Raw genomic sequence first — 19,417 nt, forward strand, 5'->3', positions numbered from 1 at the left:
CAGGGTTAGCCGTTAAATGCGCTTGCAGGTAGATTCTGTAAATGCTAAAAAGTCAATATTGTGATTGTCATTATTGAAATCAAATTGGTAAAGAAAACGTTACATCAAGTTGATTATCCTGAATCTGACAAACAAGTTTTCTGCTGACATTGCCAAGCAGTGCCATACTTTTCTAAATTTTTTAACTCCGATTTATCATAGGTGCCCACCATGCTGAGAGATGCCATTCACAACGTCCACGTAACCGGTGAGCAGGTATTAGTAACACCGGATGCGTTATCCAAAGAACTGCCGGTCAGCGAACGCGCGCTGAAGGTCATCGAGCAGTCCCGCGCAACCATAGCCGATATCATTCATCGTCGCGATCATCGCCTGTTGGTGGTGTGCGGGCCTTGCTCCATTCATGATGTGGAAGCCGCCAAAGAATATGCACTAAAGCTAAAACAGTTGCATGAAGAAACCAAAGACACCTTGTATATCGTGATGCGCGTATATTTTGAAAAGCCGCGCACTACAGTGGGTTGGAAAGGCCTGATTAACGACCCCAATATTGACGGTACCTTCGATATCGAAGCCGGACTTCGCAAAGCCAGGGAATTGCTGATTTGGTTATCAGAGTTGGAGTTACCTGTGGCAACCGAAGCGCTGGATCCCATCAGCCCGCAATATCTGGCCGAGTTGTTCAGCTGGTCAGCCATCGGTGCCCGTACCTCCGAATCCCAGACGCACAGGGAGATGGCCAGTGGCTTGTCGATGCCGGTCGGTTTTAAAAACGGTACCGATGGTAGTCTGGATATCGCCATTAATGCGCTGCAAAGTGCGGCATCCCCCCATAGCTTTATGGGTATCAACAAATCGGGGCAGGTCACTATTATCAAAACCCAGGGTAATCCCGACGGCCATATTATTTTACGAGGCGGCAAGCAGCCTAACTATGATTCGGTCTGTGTCAGCGAATGTGAGTTGCAGATGCAACAGGCGAAGTTAGAAGCCGGATTAGTGGTGGACTGCAGTCATGCCAACTCGAATAAAGACTATCGTCGACAGCCCCTGGTTGCAGCCAACGTGGTCAATCAGATTTTGGAAGGTAATCAGTCGATTATTGGCATCATGTTGGAGAGCCATTTGAAAGCCGGCAATCAGAATAACAGTGGCAAAACGCTGTCCGAATTGGAGTATGGGGTATCCATCACCGACGGTTGCATTGACTGGACAAGTACCGAAAAACTGCTGAAACAGACCCGGGAGAGACTGATCACGATATTGCCCATGCGTCTTAACAAGATCAGAAGAAGCCACTGAAATGCCGAAGGAAATGCATAATGGTATGACTGATAAGGACGATGAATTAGCTGCATTACGTGCGCAAATTGATGCCCTTGACAGTCAGTTGGTGGAGCTGTTGCAAAAGCGCCTGCAGATCACCCGCAAAGTAGGCGAGTATAAAAGCCGCACTGGCTTACCGATTTACGTGCCGTCCCGTGAAGCGCAGTTGCTGGCCAAGCGACGTGAAGAGGCCGAGCAGCGGGGCTTGTCACCGGCCTTAATTGAAGACTTACTCCGACGCATTATGCGCGAGTCCTACCAAACCCAGAATATGCGCTATTTGTGCTGTAAACCTGAGCTTAAAAAAGTGGTCGTCATAGGTGGCGCCGGCGCATTGGGGGGCGTATTTGTGGATATGCTCGAGCGCAGTTGTTATCCCGTAGAGATTCTGGAGAAAGATGACTGGGATCGCGCTGATGAGATCTTTGATGGTGCCGGGCTGGTATTGGTTTCTGTGCCCATTATTCTGACCGAATCGGTGATTGCCAAACTGACCAATCTGCCTGCCGATTGTGTGTTGGCCGATATAACCAGTACCAAGCGTGGCCCGTTAAAAGCCATGCTCGATGCGCATAAAGGGCCGGTGCTGGGGTTGCACCCTATGTTTGGCCCGGACGTGTCCAGTTTGGTCAAACAAGTGGTAGTAGTATGCCATGGACGCCAACCTGAGGCCTATCAGTGGTTGCTCGAGCAAATGCGCAGCTGGGGGGCCATCCTGCACGAAAGCACCGCCAAAGAGCATGACGATGCCATGAGTTTTATCCAGGTCATGCGCCACTTCTGCTCTTTTGTGTACGGCGCCCACCTGGCCTGGGAAAGTCCCAATCTGCAACAACTTATTCAGTTCAGTTCACCCATCTATCGCTTAGAGCTGGTGATGGTTGGCCGTCTGTTCGCACAATCACCGGATCTGTATGCCGACATCATCTTTAATAATCCGGACAGTATTGAACTCCTCAAGCGTTTTCGAAATCGCTTTGACACGGCGCTAACCATGTTGGAGGAAGGTAGGAAAGGGGAGTTTATCAAAGAGTTTTTCCACATCGGACAGTGGTTCGGTGATTTTGCCAAGAAGAGCCTGGTAGAGAGCAAGAAATTATTGTTAAAAGCTGATGATGATCGTAGCTAACCTTTCCGCTAATCTGTTTTTAAGAATGTAACCTGATCCAGCGCAAAGGTACCGAAACATTAAGTCACTAGAATGCGCCCTGTTCCCGCCAGCGTCATAGGAGTTGTGGTATATGACCAGATGGGTCTGTGCATTATCTTTACTTTGTCTGTCAGCAAATCTGAAGGCCAATGCCGTTGAGCCATTGACCAAAATAAGTCTGTCCTATCTCGAACATCCCAGTGTCGTCACTCGCGCTATTCCAATTGTACGGGATGCCTACCAGGCGCTGGGTATTGAGCTAGAACTGGTGGCCATGCCGGCCAGCCGCCTGATAAGCTCCATTTTGCAAGGGCAGCTCGATGGCGACGTGGTGCTGGCGGAAGATATTTTCTATCCGTACCCGGACATTATTGCAGTGGGACCGCCGCTCTCTTCTGTGACCTTTGTATTGCTATGCCAGCCAAGAGTGGATTGCACCGCAGAGATTCTGGGCAATCCCACCATTACCATTGCATCGACCGATGAGTCATACAACAGCGTGGTAAGACGAATTCCCAACGCCGCCGGCTCGCATATCTACAAAGTGAATTACCTGGGTAAAATGCCCGAGTTGGTGGCAAGCGGGCATTTTGACTATGCCTTTTACGTGATGTCCAACGATTGGCCCGTGCCAGAGGGCGTTAAGAAATTAAAGCGTCTGCCGCTGTTTGAAAGCTACGCCTATCACGTATTACATAAGAAACATGCGGATTTGGTCCCCAGACTTCATCAGGCCATCGCTAACGTACTGGCTTCAGAGCATGAAGGGGTGACGAGCCGAGCCTTTACCGACGTGCGTGCCGACAAGCCGTTACTACCCATAGGTCCTGGCTGCTAGGGGTTGGGAGCGACATTTTTAACGTCTTAACAGCCCGTGCAAAGTGAAAATGGGGATTAACAGTAAGCCGCACAAGGTATGCACGATGGCGCTAGATACTTGCGTTTCGATGCTGCCAGCATAATACAGGCCCAATGCACTGGCACCGAGTAACAAGAAGGTGATGGCGTTCACTGTGCCAGTGAGTCTGTGTTTTGCACGGCGCCAATTGTTACGCATATGCGCCTGCCACAAGGCACCAATCAGCATGCTGATAATCCAGCCTGTGGCTGCATGCAGGAAGAGCACCGGTACACGCAGGTCACGCGGCAACTGCCAGTCAATAAGGATATCCAGTTTGAATTCGAGCATGGCCGGGATCAGCAATAAACCAGAGACCAGCACAGCCAGTACTACAAATAGTAAGATGGGATAAAAGTTGTCTGGATAACCTTTAATTCTGCGCATGGTTTTGGTTCTTTTTCTACTCGCCGCCATGTAGGGCGGGCAGTTTACCCTTTAACGACGCAATAATCTCTTTTCGCGCTTGTCCCTCAATGCCGACAAACACTTTCGTCAGGGCGTCGGCACGCCAGGCAAAGCGGCTCTGCACGCTGATAATTTCCTCTGTCTGTGGCGAGGGAATGCCGTCTTTGGCGATGATGGCACTGGTAAAGTCCTGCACCTGAAAACCGGCGTATCGGGAGCTGGCCAAAGCACAATTATGCAGCTTCAGTGGTTGTTGATAGCCATCCACATCACGGATTTTGACTGCAAGGCTTTGCTCGCCAAATACTCTGAGATCGCCCCCGGCATTCACCCAACCGCCTTTAACACCGGCCTTTCTTAATGCGCTTACCGCCATATCGACCGCATAGCCTTTGGCGATACCATCCAGGGTGATAACAACGGGACGCTTGAGTCTGACCTGATGGCCTTGCAGTTCGATATCCCGTGCATCACCTCTATCGAGATAGTCATGTTCGACGAAGCAGGGTAGCAGGCCCTTTCGGGTGAGCTCTCCGCCCACGGTGACATTAAATCTGTCCTGAGTCTGTTGTCCCAGTGCTTTCGCCAGACGAAGTACCCGGCGAGTATGACGATGCAGCGACAACCAGACTCCCGGACGCCGGTTTAGCAGCGTCAGTTCGCTGTCCGCTGCATGGCCATTCAGCAACTGCTCAATATTGGCAATAGCAGCAAAAGCTCTTTCCAGACAAACAGCCACTGATAAACTGCCGACCTGGTTTTGCTGAGTAAATCCTACTTCAACAAAGGTACCGAGCAGTGGCTTAACGCGTCTGTGGATCAAAGGCGCCACCGGCAATCTGGTTACTGGCCAGGAATTGTTGGTGAACTACTAACAGGCGCTTAACCCCGTCGGTTAAGTTGCGACAACTTAAGGTGGCACCGCTGATATTCATAATATCTTCGTCCAGCTTAAGCTTGGCATTCACGTCCTTGCCTTCAAACTGCTTGCGCCAATTGGCTTGCCTGACCTTATCGCCGTGGGTTTCACGGTAACTCATGATTTCCATGCCAAGCACTTTGCCCTCGGGGGAGAGCGCCAGGGCATAGGTGATATATTCATGTTTGCCGACCACATCATCGACGATAAACCAGCCTTTAAACTGCCCTTGGGCTTGGACGCGCCAGATGGGTTGTTGGTCTTGACGCTGTCTGACGCCTGCCAGGTCCTTGATACGATCTTTGTCATCATCGCTAAAGGGCAGCGGGCTCTCGATAAAGGTGTCGGCGCCGGGGAAAAGTGCCTGCTGTGCATCGCTAACTGAGAAGTAGTTGACTGCATAGGCCGGCACTGACAGTGCCGCCACCGGAAACAGCCAGAGGCTGTTAAGACCATCGAAATGCATTGTGCTATTTCCTTTGTTAAAATGCCTGGGACAGACCCGGGCAGATTTCTCAGAAGTTGTAAGCCACCACCAACTTGACTTCATTTTTTGTTTTTTCTATCAGGTGCAAATCATCGTCCATCTGGTTTTCATATTGCTCACCGCCTCCGGAGAGTTGGTTGAACCAGGTCAGGGTGGCCCACCAATCGGCCGTACCGTAGTGCAGGGTCGGACCGGCAAAGACAGACCAGCGCTCCTGACCCACTTCGGTTTCAAACTCGGTTTCATAGAAGGTCTCAATACCGATAAACCATTTAGGGGCGAATCGGTAGCTAAGTCCGGTGCCAAATTTCAGCTCGATTTCCATTTCAGGATCGGTTGGCCACTCGAAGTCTTCGGGTAAATCGTCAATCTCGGCGCGATCCGCATAGGTGGCTTCCACACCGCCGTTGGCTGCCCAAATCAGCTCTCCTTCAAGGAAATATTTTTGCAAAAGTAGTTCCGATTCCAGGGAGTAGGTGTCTTTGTCCTGGCCGGAGTGGGGGTCTATCCAGTCATAGTTGAAGCTCATATAACCAGAGAGGCCGATATCGTCCTTGGCCGGGCTTAAGAACATATATTTCATTGAAGCTTCGACACCAGAAAACTTTAATCCGTTGTCTACCGCTTTGGGAAGGTAACCATCGATAATCAAGCCGGACGTTTCCAGGCTTTGCATTTTCAGAGCGACACCTGTGGAGAATCTGTTGCTGACACCATATTCCAGTTCAGTGGCCAGGTTGTAGGCTGTGTAATCGCCTTGCCCCTTGTCGGAGCGACGCTTGATCGCCTGATACAACTCGATGGCCCCCTCAGGTAAGGTCTCCGCGCCTTTTACAAAACCAAACAGGCTTTCGGTGGCCTGAGCGGGAAGTGTCAGCGCGCTGCTCAAGGCAATCGCGGTGGCCAGAGGAGAGAGGCGGGTGATAACAGACATGCATTGCTCCATTCAGTGTTATTGGTGTATTCCAAAGAGGAGCCGAACTATATGCGCATGCGGATATAAATGCAAATGATTATCATATGCTTTGGTTGAGGGTGAGAATTCGCAAATACGGAAGGTAAAATGATCAAGCCATGGGCAGTTGCAATTTGGCTACGGCGCCTTGCGCACCTTGGCGGGTTGACAGACTTAAGCTACCGCCATGGGCTTCGGCAATCTGACGGCTCAGCACTAAACCAATACCCGAACCAGAAGCTTTGGTGGTGTAAAAGGGGGTAAACAAATTCTCTGCATTGCTGATCCCAGGCCCGCTGTCCAGCACTTCCAAAAGCAGCCAACCATGTTCGGTATGCCATCGGATCTCCACTCGCGCCTCAGGCTTGTCCACCATCGCCTCAAAAGCGTTCTTCACCAGGTTAATCAGAAGCTGCTCCAATTGGTCCGCGTCCAAAAGCAATTGCACATCTTCCCCCACCAGGGAAAGACGCTGACTACCAAAAATAGCGGCGACTTTATCCAGTATCGGGCGCAAAGGCTGATAGCGCCGCTGCGGCTCAGGCAGATGGGTAAGGCGACTGTAGCTTTGGGTAAAGCGCTGCAATGATGTAGCTCGCTGGCTGATAATCCCCAGGCCCTCGAGCACATCGTCCTGATGCTCAAAGTCTTGATTGGCCAGCAGCCGTTTAAGGCTGTCGCTTAAGGACGCAATGGGGGCAAGACTGTTATTGATTTCATGACTTAACACCCTCACCAGTCTTTGCCAGGCACGGCGCTCTGCAGCCCGCAGCATTTGCCGTACATCGGTGATAAACAGCAGATGATGACGGCGGCCACCAGACTGGTAGTGATCGCGATACAAACGCCATTGGCCCTTGGCACCGGGAAAATCCCAGTCCAGCACTGCGCCGGCGGGGGCATCGGCCAGATTGTTAATGCCAAGCTGATTCAATGTTTGTCCCTTAAGATTTTCAGCCTCTTGTTGTAGCAAGCGACAGAAGCTGCCGTTTATAAGCTGAATCTTGTGCTTGTCATCGTAAGCCAGAATAGCCACGTCAATTTGGCGGTTGATTTTGTCCATCAACAGCGCCGTTTCATGCACCTGCGCCCGCTGCTGACTGAGGGTGTCGGCCAAGGCATTGAGCTGGGTAAGCAAGGCTGTTTGCGCATTTTTGCCGGCCTTTTCCCGGCCCCGTAGACTTAAGTCGCCTCTGATCATGGCTTCCATAAGGCTGGAGAGGGTATTGAACTGCTGATCCAGGCGTTCATGCAGCCTATACAGGCTGTACAAAATGGTCAGCGTCAGTAGCAGACTTAAGAGTACTGCCAGATAGACTGAAACTTCTATTTGCCAGAGCAGAATCAGAAAGCCTAAGGCGGCAGGCAGACTAGCCAGCAAAAAAAGGCCCAGCAACTGGCGATACAGATTGCTCACAGCTGGTATTTCTCCAGGCGGCGGTAGAACGCGCTGCGGCTAAGGCCCAGGGAGCGGGCACACTCTTGCATATTACCCTGGTAGTGGCTAAGCCGGGCCTTTATCACTTGCCGTTCGATATCATCCAAAGATTGCTCTTCAAATTCCATAGTCTCGGTTGCTAAAGCTTTCACCGGGCTTAACTGCAAGTGCTCTGGCTCAATGCTTTGCCCCTGACAAAGCACCACAGCGCGCTCGATACAATGAGCCAGCTCTCGGATATTGCCGGGCCAGTCATATTGCTCCAAGGTCTTCTGCGCCCCTTCGCTCAGTGTTAGTTGCGTTTTCTTGTAGCGCGCACAGGCGCTTTTCAGGAAAAGCGCCGCCATGGGGGCAATGTCCTCTACCCGCCTGCGCAGAGGGGGTATTTCCACTACCAGGCTGTTAAGCCGGTAGAGTAAATCCTGGCGAAACTGTCCCTGGCTGACCATGCTGTTGAGATCGGCGTTAGTGGCGCAGATCACCCGCACATTCACCTGCTGAGTTTGCTGGGCGCCGACTTTTTCAAAGCTATGCTGCTCCAAAACACGTAACAGTTTGCTCTGCTGGCCCAATGGAATATTGCCAATTTCATCCAGGAACAGGCTGCCGCCATCGGCCAATTCGAAGCGACCGATGCGGGTTTGCTTGGCATCCGTAAAGGCGCCTCGCACATGACCGAACATCTCACTTTCAAACAGATTTTCCGGAATGGCGCCCATATTGACCTGGATCAGCGGTCCGTCGCGCCGGGCCGAGTGCTGGTGAATATACTCCGCCAACAGGCTTTTGCCGGTGCCGTTCTCGCCCAGGATCAAAATATTGATATCCACTGCCGCCGCCTGCAACAATTGTTCGAGCAGACGCTTCATCAGGGGAGATTCGGCTACCAGTTGACTGCTGCTACCTTGTTGCAACTGCTTTTTCAGCAGTTGATTTTCTTCCTGCAGACGGGCCGACTGGCGGCGTTGTCCGGCCAATTGCAGCTGGTTACGCAGGGTCGTTAGTAAGCGTGTGTTCTCCCAGGGCTTTTGTACAAAATCCCCGGCGCCATTTTGCATGCATGCCACCGCCAGTTCAATGCTGGCCCAGCCGGTCATGACCACTATTGGAAGCTGTTCATCCAGCTCTCTGAGTTTGGCTATCAGGGCCATGCCTTCCTTGCCAGAGGTGGTATCCATGCCGTAATTCAAATCCAGCAGGGCCAGGTCCCACTGCTGTTGTTTGACGTAAAATTCGGCCTCGGCCGGGGTGGAACAGGTTTGTACCTCGAAGCCTTCGCTACGCAGTAAAATACGTAGAGAGGAAAGAATGGCCTGATCATCATCGGCCACCAAAATCTTGGCGGCCGCTTTGTCGTTGCTTTGCATTGGCATTATTGCTTTTTTGGAATGGCACTAGCCTAGAGCTTTTTTATCTGGCAAGCCAGGGGCAATCGCCCCTGAACTCGTTTACTCATAGCGAAGGGCTGCACTGGGATGCAAACGCAGGGCTTTGAAGGTAGGTACCAACGTAGCCATCATGACTACCACTGCAATCAGCAGAGGAATGCCGATAAACAAGCCAGACAGAACCCAGTCCGGGGTCCGCAGCATTTCTGCCAGGGACAAGCCGATAGCCATGGCCAGTCCCAGTCCAATCACCAGACCAATCATCAGTTGCTTGGCACCTTGCCAGGCGTAGAGCTTAATCACATCGCTATCCTGCGCGCCCAAGGCTCGGCGCACGCCAATTTCCTGGGTCCGGCGGGTGATTGTATTGGACATAACACCATAAATGCCGCTGATAGCCAGTAGCAGCGTGACAACCCCAAACACCAGGAACATTTTGCTGGCGAAGCCAATGCCTGCGGTGTTGCGATCAAGCACTTGTTGGTAACTTTTGATGTTGTAGGCAGGGATCTCACGATCCAGGCGCTTGAGGGCGATATCCAACTGTTTCAGGGCTTGCTGTTCGTTGCCCTGATGTTCAATCACCACTGACAAGAAGCTGCTTGGCGATTGTGCAACAGGCGCATAGATGCTGGGCATGGTCAGGGCATGGCTGGTGGGCTGACCATGGATCACATGTTCAATCACGCCCACTACGGTGCGCCAGGGGGTATCATTGCCATTATCTGCAATTTGCAGGCGCTTGCCGATGGCGGATTGACCCGGCCAGTATTTATCAGCCAGAGACTGGGTGATAAGGACTACATCAAGGCTGTCAGCGTTGTCGGTATCTGTCAGGTAGCGGCCTTCAATCAGATCAATGCCGACCGGTGCCAAAGAGCCGGGCAACACACTGACGAAGTTGTATCGGGGATAGTCCTTGCCGCTGTCTTCCTGATCTTCAATCCTGACGTTTGGCCCCCAGGCGTAGTTGCCGGGCAAAGTGCTGAACAAGCTGACAGCCTTAATGCTGGACTGGCTCTGCAGTTCCTGCTTCAGGCTTTCAAAGAATCTGACTTGTGCCGTTGGTTCCTCATAGAGGTCAGTGGTTAATCCTATGCGGGCGGTCAGACGATTATCTGTTTGTACTCCATAGTCGATATGGGTGGCAAGATAAGTGGAAATGATCATCAAACCCGCCAGAATAAGTACGGCGCTGGACAGTGCGACTTCCATGGTCACCAGGATCTTGGCAGCGCGACCTTCTTTTTTGCTCAAGGCGCCGCGGGTGCCGTCACGAAGGGCACTATTAACATTGCTTTTGCTGGCTTTTAAGGCTGGCAGCATGCCGGTCATGAAAATGGTAAACACAGTGATTAACGCTGTCGCAATCATGGTGTCGCTGTCCAGGCCAAACTTCCACCAGTAGAAGGGTTTGCCATCGACGAAGGTGGTCACCACCTCGGTGGAGATATCCAATGCCCAGCCGGCCAGAAGTAATGACAAGACTGCACCACTGACACAGATGATCAGGCTTTCCCACATCATCTGCATGACCAAACGATGACGGGGAGCGCCAAGGGCGACTCGGATGGCCACTTCTTTTGCACGCTCATTGGCACGGGCCAACAACAGGTTGCCCACATTGATACAAGCGAGCAGCAGAATAAAACCCGCCACGCTGAACATCATAATGGTAATGATGTCACCGCCGCTACCCTGCACTGACATGGCATAGGTGGTGACGTACCCACTGCGACCCGCATTAGTTTGAGGGAATTTGGCTTCTACCTCTTTAAAAATGCTACGGACCTCTTCATTGGCAGCCGCCATACTGACACCGGGTTTTAGTTTGGCAAACATGGCCACGGAGATTTCACCACGGTTGGTGTTGAGGACGGTTTTTTTCAAAGGCAGCCAAAGTTCAGTGCGCTCCGGGAATTCGTAGCCAGAAGGCATGACACCTATGACCTCGGTCATCTCACCGTTGATCTTTACCAGTCGTCCAAGAATGGCAGGATCACCGGCAAAGTGGGCCTGCCAGGTATCATAGCCCAATACCACCACAGGTTTGGCTCCCTCGAGCGCTTCCTGCGCGGTAAAGGTACGGCCAAGTAATGGTTGAGTTTGGGTAAAGCTGAACATATGAGGCTCGGTAAAGGTACCCAGAAAGCGGCGCGCCGCATCATTGCCACTGACATTGGCCGTGCCGTTAAAATACAGGCCCATTTCATCCAGACTTTGCAGGCGGCTTTTTAACTCTGACGCATCATGCAGCTCCATGGAGCCACCGTTGAACTGTGTGCCGTTGACCAAGCTATCTACCACTACCATGCGCTCGCCTTCGGCAAAGGGCAGTGGCTTAATCATCATGCTGTTAAGAAAGGAATACAGGTAGATGGAGATGGCCATTCCGGCGGTTATCACTAGCAGCGCCAATAGGCTAAAGCCTGGGTTGCGCAACAACAGGCGCAAAGCGTATTTAAAATCCAAAAAGCTGTTCATTATGCCTCCTAGGCCGCAGCCATCTGAGTGACATCATCGGCTACCACCTTGCCATCAAAAAGCTCCACCTTGCGTTTGGCACGTTCGGCGCTGCGCGGATCGTGGGTGACCATGCAAATAGTGGCGCCGTCCTGATGTAATTTATCCAGCAATGCCATTACCGCTTCGGCATTCTTTGAGTCCAAGTTGCCAGTCGGCTCGTCCGCCAGCAGGATGGCCGGACGACCGGCGATAGCCCGGGCTACGGCAACACGCTGTTGTTGGCCACCAGAAAGCTGCGACGGGTAGTGTTTGGCTCGATGGCTCATATCCACTTTCTCAAGGGCCTCTGCCACCCAAGCTTTGCGCTCGGCTTTGGAGAGATCTTTACGATAGGTCAGGGGCAGTTCTACATTCTCTTCTACCGTCAGATCGCTAATCAGGTTAAAGGCCTGGAATACGAAACCAATATGCTGATTGCGGATAACTGCCTTTTCACTGTTGCTAAGGCTGCTGACTTCGTTGCCCTGAAGCTTGTAACTGCCGTCGCTGGAGTCATCCAACAGGCCAAGCAAAGACAGTAGGGTTGACTTGCCGCAGCCGGAAGGACCGGAGATAGAGACGTACTCACCCTTCTCAATCACCAGACTAATATTGTCCAGGGCATGGGTTTCCACTTCGTCGGTGTGGAAAACTTTTTTAATTTGCTTTAGTTCCAACAGGGGCTTATTCATGATTTTATCCTTAGTTGATACGAATGGTTTGATAGCTTTCCCAGGCGCTGGGGTCGGACAAAATGACCTGGGCGCCAACAGGGAGGCCTTGCTTGATTTCAATAAACTGACTGGAGCCAATGCCAAAGGTCACCTGAACCCGCTCTGCCACGCTGCCATCAGGCGAGAGGCGATATAAAGTTCCGGTGCTGTGGCTTTGTGCAAACAGTGGGCGGGGGACATACAGGGCATTGTCTAACTCGCTGATGGCGATGGTGCCTTCGATACTGAGATCCGGCCGTGCATCTTTTGGCAGGGTGCCGGGTAAAGCGACGTCTACCTGCACGGTACCTTTGTCTACTGCCGGATCAATGCGCATGACCTGGCCTTCTATCTTGCTGTTGCGGGTGTCGATTTCCACTCGCTGACCAATGCGTACATCGCGAATTTGTAATTCTGGGATCTTAAGCTCAGCCAACAGCACATCCTGGCGTGCCAATTTGGCAATATTGCCACCCAGCAATACCTGCTGACCGGGCTCTAAAGGCAGCGCTTGTAACACACCGTCGATGGAGGCTCGCACTTGTAACGAGTCCACTTGTTCCTGTGCCCGCTCCAGGGTCTTTTGCAATTTGGCGACCTTGGCTGCCTGGGCGCTTAACTGTGCCTCCAGGTTTTCCTTCATCTTGGCCAGCCGTGCTTTTTCGATATCCCAGCGCTCCAGAAATTGCTGGGTGTTAAGCTGACTGTTTTTATACTCCAGCATCGATACCGTGCCCATGCCCTTATTGAGTAGTTCGGTTTCCGCTTCGAGCTTAAGCTTGGCGCTTTCATAATTCAGCTTGGCATTGAGCAGGGAGGCTTGTTGGTCCAACAGTACTGACTCGAGTTCCACTTTCAGCGCATGACTTTGCGCTTGTAGTGCCTCGAGTTCCCACTGTGTTTCTTCGGCCAGCTGGTTCAGCAGCGGGTTGCTCATTTCAAGCAGCATTTCACCCTTACTGACCAGTGCGCCGGGCTTGACTAAAATACGCTCCACGCGCCCTTCTACGGTGGCCGCGATCCAACGCACATCGCGAGGCACCAGTACACCTGCGCCACGCACGGTAACCTGCATGGGGCCCTGCTGCACTTCGCCAAGTAGCAGGTTGTCCTGTTTGACCATATAACCGCCGGTTAAATAGGACTGACTTGCCCAATAAATGCCGCCGAGTAGGCACAGACCTGCTGCCGGCAGCAGAAATTTGCGCCAGTGTGCGGGTTTAACGGTTTCTTTCCTGATATCCATGGTTTGCCACGTTCACTGCTAATGATGATGTGTCTATCGCAGTATTCGTGCCAAAGGTTATCTGATTGAATTATAAGGTTATTTAAATTTTTGTCGGTGACAGGCATCCCATTAATGGGACGCTTTTTGAATTGCACCTGTACCATTAATGGGACGTCGAATGTTTAGGGGGCGGAAGCTTGGGTGACTTGTAACCAATCCACAGCGCATGGAGGATACTGATGGCCCAGTTGGCAATCAAAAGATAGGTGCAAAGTTGTAGCATGGTGCTATCGGCTTGTTGTGACTGTTGCGCCAAGGCCTCTGCAATGGCCGCAGAATCAGGTGCTATCTTGCCTTGCAGGATCTGATTGGCTATTTCCTGCGCCTGCTCCAGGGCCGCAGAAAGAACTACAGTCACTGAAAACAGCGCGATAACAATAAAAGCCACGCCAGTAAAATAACGTTTTAGTAACAGTTGTCCCGAACCGGGAAGCAACAGGGCACTGAGCAGAACAGCTTTGGTGGTTTTGGTCATAAGGGCGGCAAATTATTCAAAGTACTCAGTCTGACATGAGGTCTTGGCAATTGTCCCCATATCCCCAAAATTTTTATTAAATACCTGATAGCGCCTTTGTTGACTCCTCTTTATCCGTCCCATGGCTTGCTATTTCTCTGCCTATCCCCATTTATAAGGAAGCACAATGGCATTATTGGCTTGAGCACTGACCAAGGATTTAAAGATGACGAAACCCCTCAGTATTTTTGCCGCGATGATGATCGCGACCACGGCACAACTATGGGCGCCATCATTGATGGCTGAACAAAGCACCTCCAACCTTGAAGAAGTCAGAAAAGAAACCGAAGAATTAATGCAGGCCATCAAAGCGTATTCGGCCGAACAAAAAGAGCAAGCCATTGCCAAAACCGCTGAAGCGCTGGAAAAGCTTGATGAGCGCATCGACAAACTGGACAAGCAATTAGCGGAACAGTGGCAGGATCTGGATGAGTCAACCCGACAGGAGCGCCAGGCCTTTTTGGATAAGTTGAAAGTCCAACGGGCCGAATTAGCCGATTGGCTGGCTAAGATGAAAGACAGTTCAAGCGGGGCTTGGGGTGAACTCAAAGCCGGCTTTGCCGATGCTTACGAAAAACTCGCTGAGGCCTGGGAAAAAGCCAAAGAGAAGTTCTAATGCGTGATCGTATTTCCGTTTCGACGAAGTGTAGCTTTTGGAACGGGGTCAGGTCTTGAAATTTGCAGCAATACTGCAAATTTCAAGACCTGACCCCTAATGTGACCCCTAATGATTCTGCCCCCCAATGATTACTGCTGCAGGGCTTTGGCGGCGGCCACACGGGTGGGGCTAATCTGCTCGCTGGGGTAGCAGCCCAACACTTTCAGGTAGCGGGTCATACCTTTCAGTTGCTCCAGGGCTGTTTGCATCGGACCGTCCTGCAGATTGCCCTCCACATCGATATAAAACATTTCTTCCCAAGGGTTACCGGTGATTGGCCGGGATTCCAGCTTGGTCATATTGATCTGATTGTCCCTGAGAACCAGCAGGGCTTCCACCAGGGCACCTGGCTTTTGCACGGTACTCATCACCAAGGTGGTTTTGGCCGGGATCTGCAGTGGCACGCTGACCGCTTTTCGGGCAATAACAATAAAGCGGCTATGGTTTTCTTTCTGGTTAGCGATATTGGATTTAATCGCTTGCAGGCCGTACAGGCTACCGCCTGCGGCGCTGGCGATGGCGGCTACGCTGGGATCTTTGAGTTCGGCTACCTTAGCCATGGCGGCAGAGCTGGCATCCATCACTTTATGTTCAAGGCCAAGACTCGACAGATACAAACTGCACTGTGCAAATACCTGGGGATGGGCGTACAGGGTTTTCAGCTGGCTGATGTCGGTATCGGTAGCTACCAACAGCGCATGCTCCACCGGGTGGGTCAGCTCACCGATAATGGACAGACTGGTATGCTGCAGCACGTCATAGACTTCGTTAATACTGCCAGATGAGGTGTTTTCAATGGGCAGCACCGCATAATCGGCTTCACCGGACTCCACGGTATCAATGATTTCGCTGAAACTCTGGCAGCCAATTTCATGCAGTTCGCCGGGACGACGGGCAAAGTATTTCTGTGTGGCTAAATAGCTGTAGGAGCCTTTGTCACCCAAAAAGGCCACGCGATTAAGGGGCTGGGCATTGTCAGGATTAGCGCGCTGGGCCAGCAGCATCTGTTGATTGAGTACCGAGTCTTCGATAATCACATGAAACAGTGCGGTGACATATTGTGGGGTAAGGCCCAATGCCTGTCCTTGCTGGATAAGCTTGATCAGCAGCGCTTCTTCACGCGCGGCATCGCGCACCTGCATATGGGCTTTGATTTTGGTTTCTGCTACTTCGTTGGTCAGGCCCTGGCGTTTGGCCAACAAAGCCAACAGCTCGCCATCCAAGTGGCTGATCTGTTGTCGGATCCCGTTTAGCTGTGCTTGGTAGTCTGTCATCATGTCCCCTTGATTATTTTCTTGGCCCCAAAACGAAAAAACCTCCCGAGGGGGAGGTTTCTAACTTATGGCTTTTACCCAGCCATTAACCTCCCGAGTCGGGTGAGGTAAAAAACAGGGTAAAGGCAAAATTTGTCGCTTTCATGCTCTCGAATCTATTGTGCCCGTCGTAGCTTGTCAACTGTTGTTCGGCATCAGTTGCAATTTATGGGTAACCGGGCCAGGTAACAGTGGTTGCGAAGTACCGCTGCGCCAGGCTTCGTGGCCTTTGCCAAAGAAAGGCGAAAGGGGATGCCCACTTTGGCTGGACGGCATATGGAATATGGCTTTGTCTTCATGCCCAGGGGAAACCACCAATCGCTGTGACGAGCCAAAATCCCCGCGCGCGACTCTTGGCATAAAAGTATCGCCAGCCTGTGGCTCTTGCGGCATATCGGTAAGCTTGCCCAATAGCGGTACAAAGCGGCTCATGGGGTGTTGGATTTGTACCTTGTTAAATTCACCCCAGGTCAGATCCCGCCAGTCGCCATATTGCTTATCCAACTCACTTAAGCTTCGCCCCAGGGCGTTTTCCAGTAATTCATTCCAACTATCGTAATCAGCCGGGAGCAGATGATTGGGGCGCTCCGACACCAGTTGCCAAAGCGGTGCTTCCAACTGATTACGCACGGCATTGAAGTTAAAATGCTGTGATTGGTCAGTCATGGCGTTATTCAGTGGACGATAAACCTTATCGCGCACCTGCAAGCGGAACTGACGCACCACCAGATAGCCCAAATCTTCTATGCTGGCATGACCCGACCAGTTTTCCAGTACCTGTGTAAGCCGTTCTTTGTGCCGATGGGAAGAGCGGGGCAGTACTTCACGCAGCAACAAATTGCGCCAGGGCGTGAGAAAAATGGCTTCATCGTCAAGCTGGATGGCCAGTAAATCCTGTTCGGTAAAATGTTGTTTTTCGAACAAGTCATCACGGATTTGTTTGCTACGTGCCCCAAGGGCATAACCGCCATTGCCAATTTTGTCGTACATCTCGCCACCGACTACCCGTGAGTTGCCGGTCCACAGGCGATGATGCTCAGGGTTAATGATCCTGGGATACTCATCTTCACTCAGATAGCCGTCCCAACGCTGACTGCCATCGCTCCAATCGCTGATGTAGTCGCCGCTGTAGCCAATTCGGACAGGCATTGGTCCGGCAATGGTCCAACCGATATTGCCCTTTGCATCTGCCATCATCAGGTTTTGTGCGGGAATACCGGCACTGGCACCGACTTTGGCGCCTTCATACACATCTTTGGCGGTTTCCAGGTTCATCAAGTTCAGATTAGCGCCCTGCGGATCATGGGCTACCCAGCGATAGGCCAGCAGATTGCCCGAAGCGTCTTCTCCAATTACCGGGCCCCAGATGGTTTCTCTTACCACATGCTTGAAGGCAGGTTGATCTTTAACGGCGATTTCCTCTTCTGCCAGGGTAAAAGACTGATATCCCTCAGGGGTCAGATACTGCTGACCGCTTTCATCCAACTGTAAACGGATAAGATCGCTCCAATCCCCATAGCTGTTGGTAAATCCCCATGCCAGTTTTGTGTTGCTGCCTACCACCATCAACGGCGTGCCCGGTAAGGTGACACCGGTGACCTGATGTTGCTGGCCATCTTGTTGCCAGTTGAATTGGGCTTTGAACCAGATATTGGGTACACGAATACCCAGGTGCATATCGTCTGCCAGCATGGCACTGCCATAGGGGGTCAGTGCCCCGCCTACAGCCCAGTTGTTGCTGCCGGGCAAAAGATCTTCCGCTTCGCCGTCCATGGGAGGGGAGGTCTTGGCATTGAGGTCACCCTGCCGCTTAGGCCAGGCGCTTTGCGGTAGCGGATTGATGCTGGCGTCGCTGCCATCAATGGTAGCATCCCACTGACTGCCTGCAGGATGCAGGAAATGATAGAGATCATAGGGCAGGGCGTCTTTCATCAGACTTAAGGAAAACTCTCGTCTGCCATCGTGATATTGCAAATCCAGATACATGGCAAACAGGCTTAGCAGGCTGTCAGCGGGTTGCCATGGCGATGGGTTAGTGCCAAGCAGGAAATACTCAAAGGGTCTGGCGTTAAGGCTGGCAAGTCCTTGGTTAACCCCTTCGGCATAAGCCTCAACCAATCGCAAATGCTCACCTGGCAGGCGTTGTAACTGATCTTGTGCACGATGACGGAAGCGATGCAGACGGATCTCTTTATCTCTTTCTAATGCTGCTTCGCCAAATAATGCTGATAACTCACCGGCGGCGCTGCGCCTTAGCAGATCCATCTGAAAGAATCGGTCCTGTCCATGCACATAGCCAAGGGCCCGGGCTAAGTCGATGCGATCCTCGGCATGCAACACGGCCATGCCACCGGCGTCCCGCTCAATGCTGACTTGTCCTTGCAAGCCCGGTAAGACTTGCTCACCTTCCAATTGCGGTAGGCTGGCTCGCAGTACGCCATAGCCTGCCAATATCATCAGTATCAACAACAGCAGAAGAGCCAGGGCGATCTGAAACAATCGCTTGGAGAGCTTAGCCACAGTGAGTTCCTTCTTTTGAATTAAACCTCTAGGTTTTACCTGCACTTAGCAAGTTGCAGAAGTCATCTTACGAAGGATTAATAAGGTTGGCTAGTAAAGGCGCCCCACAGTGAGGGGGGCGCTTATAAATCAGACATGCCCGAGCAGGGTGGAGAGCATCTTACGTACTTCGGCAGGCTCGAAGGGTTTGTCGCACAAGGCATTGACGCCGGTTTGCTGGATATTGGCCATATGCGCGCTGTTGGCCTCGGAGGTAACCATAATGATGGGAATATGGGCGGTATCGGGATTAAAGCGCACAAACTCGGACAGTTCGCGACCATCCATCTCCGGCATATTGTAATCGGTGACCAGCAGATCGAAGGTAAAATCTTTAAGCAGAGTCAGCGCCTGAGCACCATTTTCCGCTTCGGTGATTTTCTCCAGGCCCATGCCCTCCAGCACCCGGCGGATATGGTTGCGCGCCAGGCGGCTGTCGTCCACTAACAGCACCCGCACTTCGGCGATATCGAACAACTCCAGTTCCAACTCTTCGGTATTGATCAAGTCCAAGGTGGCGTTCACCGCACGGTTAAGGTGAATGGGCTCGAAGGGTTTGGGCAAAATGGCGACGACGCCCGCTTGCTTAAATTCCTCTAACTTGGCTGGGCGAAACTCACTGGATACCAGCATAAAAGACACCGATTGGGTCTTGCTGTCTTGTTTAATCTGGGTCAGCAGCTCCAAGCCCGTACCATCTTCAAAGTACATGGCGCTGACCACCAAGTCGGGTTGATGGGCGTGGATCTTATCCAGCGCATCTTTAACCGAGCCTGCGGTTTCGATACGACCAATCTGCTCTTTGGCGAGCATATTGCTGATGATCTTTCGTTGTGTATCCGATGGCTCTACCAACAGAATTTGGAGCTCGGAGCGGGAGATGGAAACCATGACTTAT

17 protein-coding genes are annotated in these 19,417 nt (G+C 51.9%); 4 read left to right on the plus strand and 13 right to left on the minus strand.

Features of this window, described 5'->3' with window-relative positions; translation table 11 throughout:
- The first annotated feature begins 210 nt into the window (after positions 1–210).
- The 3 genes from P2G88_RS02655 (at position 211) to P2G88_RS02665 (ending at position 3,314) form a co-directional block, all read left to right on the plus strand.
- A complete protein-coding gene (locus P2G88_RS02655) occupies positions 211–1,302 on the plus strand; it encodes a 3-deoxy-7-phosphoheptulonate synthase (RefSeq protein WP_275794084.1) in 1,092 nt (363 codons plus the stop codon).
- 25 nt (positions 1,303–1,327) lie between these two features.
- Positions 1,328–2,455, plus strand: coding sequence for a bifunctional chorismate mutase/prephenate dehydrogenase (gene tyrA / locus P2G88_RS02660; protein ID WP_275794085.1), 1,128 nt, complete (start codon positions 1,328–1,330; stop codon positions 2,453–2,455).
- A gap of 112 nt (positions 2,456–2,567) precedes the next feature.
- A complete protein-coding gene (locus P2G88_RS02665) occupies positions 2,568–3,314 on the plus strand; it encodes a hypothetical protein (protein WP_275794086.1) in 747 nt (248 codons plus the stop codon).
- Positions 3,315–3,332: 18 nt separating this feature from the next.
- Here P2G88_RS02665 and P2G88_RS02670 read toward each other — a convergent pair whose 3' ends face one another.
- The 10 genes from P2G88_RS02670 to P2G88_RS02715 form a co-directional block, all read right to left on the minus strand.
- The gene (locus P2G88_RS02670) at positions 3,333–3,761 is read right to left on the minus strand and encodes a hypothetical protein (protein ID WP_275794088.1); all 429 of its coding nucleotides are present in this window, start codon (positions 3,759–3,761) and stop codon (positions 3,333–3,335) included.
- Between the two features lie 16 nt (positions 3,762–3,777).
- A complete protein-coding gene (locus P2G88_RS02675; RefSeq protein WP_275794089.1) occupies positions 3,778–4,605 on the minus strand; it encodes an FAD:protein FMN transferase in 828 nt (275 codons plus the stop codon).
- Positions 4,586–5,167: an FMN-binding protein gene (locus P2G88_RS02680; RefSeq protein WP_275794090.1), complete on the minus strand. Its 582-nt coding sequence runs from the start codon at positions 5,165–5,167 to the stop codon at positions 4,586–4,588. The genes P2G88_RS02675 and P2G88_RS02680 overlap by 20 nt, the downstream gene beginning before the upstream one ends.
- A gap of 49 nt (positions 5,168–5,216) precedes the next feature.
- Complete coding sequence (locus tag P2G88_RS02685) at positions 5,217–6,122, minus strand: DUF6662 family protein (RefSeq protein WP_275794092.1); 906 nt, start codon at positions 6,120–6,122, stop codon at positions 5,217–5,219.
- 133 nt (positions 6,123–6,255) lie between these two features.
- Complete coding sequence (locus tag P2G88_RS02690; RefSeq protein ID WP_275794093.1) at positions 6,256–7,560, minus strand: ATP-binding protein; 1,305 nt, start codon at positions 7,558–7,560, stop codon at positions 6,256–6,258.
- Positions 7,557–8,948, minus strand: a complete 1,392-nt coding sequence (locus P2G88_RS02695; protein ID WP_275794095.1) for a sigma-54 dependent transcriptional regulator — start codon at positions 8,946–8,948, stop codon at positions 7,557–7,559. Before P2G88_RS02695 ends, P2G88_RS02690 begins: the two co-directional genes overlap by 4 nt.
- Before the next feature lie 81 nt (positions 8,949–9,029).
- Entirely contained in the window at positions 9,030–11,453 is a 2,424-nt protein-coding gene (locus P2G88_RS02700) for an ADOP family duplicated permease (protein ID WP_275794097.1), read from the minus strand.
- A gap of 8 nt (positions 11,454–11,461) precedes the next feature.
- On the minus strand, positions 11,462–12,166 hold the full coding sequence (locus P2G88_RS02705; protein ID WP_275794098.1) for an ABC transporter ATP-binding protein: 705 nt from the start codon (positions 12,164–12,166) through the stop codon (positions 11,462–11,464).
- Between the two features lie 10 nt (positions 12,167–12,176).
- Positions 12,177–13,433 carry an HlyD family efflux transporter periplasmic adaptor subunit gene (locus P2G88_RS02710; protein ID WP_275794099.1) on the minus strand — a complete coding sequence of 419 codons (1,257 nt, stop codon included), beginning with the start codon at positions 13,431–13,433 and terminating at the stop codon, positions 12,177–12,179.
- Between the two features lie 145 nt (positions 13,434–13,578).
- The gene (locus P2G88_RS02715) at positions 13,579–13,950 is read right to left on the minus strand and encodes a hypothetical protein (RefSeq protein WP_275794100.1); all 372 of its coding nucleotides are present in this window, start codon (positions 13,948–13,950) and stop codon (positions 13,579–13,581) included.
- A gap of 205 nt (positions 13,951–14,155) precedes the next feature.
- Between P2G88_RS02715 and P2G88_RS02720 the strand changes: the two genes are divergently transcribed.
- The gene (locus P2G88_RS02720) at positions 14,156–14,605 is read left to right on the plus strand and encodes a hypothetical protein (RefSeq protein ID WP_275794102.1); all 450 of its coding nucleotides are present in this window, start codon (positions 14,156–14,158) and stop codon (positions 14,603–14,605) included.
- A gap of 131 nt (positions 14,606–14,736) precedes the next feature.
- Here P2G88_RS02720 and pheA read toward each other — a convergent pair whose 3' ends face one another.
- From pheA to P2G88_RS02735, 3 genes are all read right to left on the minus strand, one after another.
- On the minus strand, positions 14,737–15,924 hold the full coding sequence (pheA, locus tag P2G88_RS02725; protein WP_345798869.1) for a prephenate dehydratase: 1,188 nt from the start codon (positions 15,922–15,924) through the stop codon (positions 14,737–14,739).
- 174 nt (positions 15,925–16,098) lie between these two features.
- Entirely contained in the window at positions 16,099–18,480 is a 2,382-nt protein-coding gene (locus P2G88_RS02730; protein ID WP_275794106.1) for a penicillin acylase family protein, read from the minus strand.
- 129 nt (positions 18,481–18,609) lie between these two features.
- On the minus strand, positions 18,610–19,410 hold the full coding sequence (locus P2G88_RS02735) for a response regulator (protein ID WP_275794108.1): 801 nt from the start codon (positions 19,408–19,410) through the stop codon (positions 18,610–18,612).
- Positions 19,411–19,417 lie beyond the last annotated feature (7 nt).

Origin of the sequence: Aliiglaciecola sp. CAU 1673 (assembly GCF_029223185.1) — a bacterium.
Classification (GTDB): domain Bacteria; phylum Pseudomonadota; class Gammaproteobacteria; order Enterobacterales; family Alteromonadaceae; genus Bowmanella.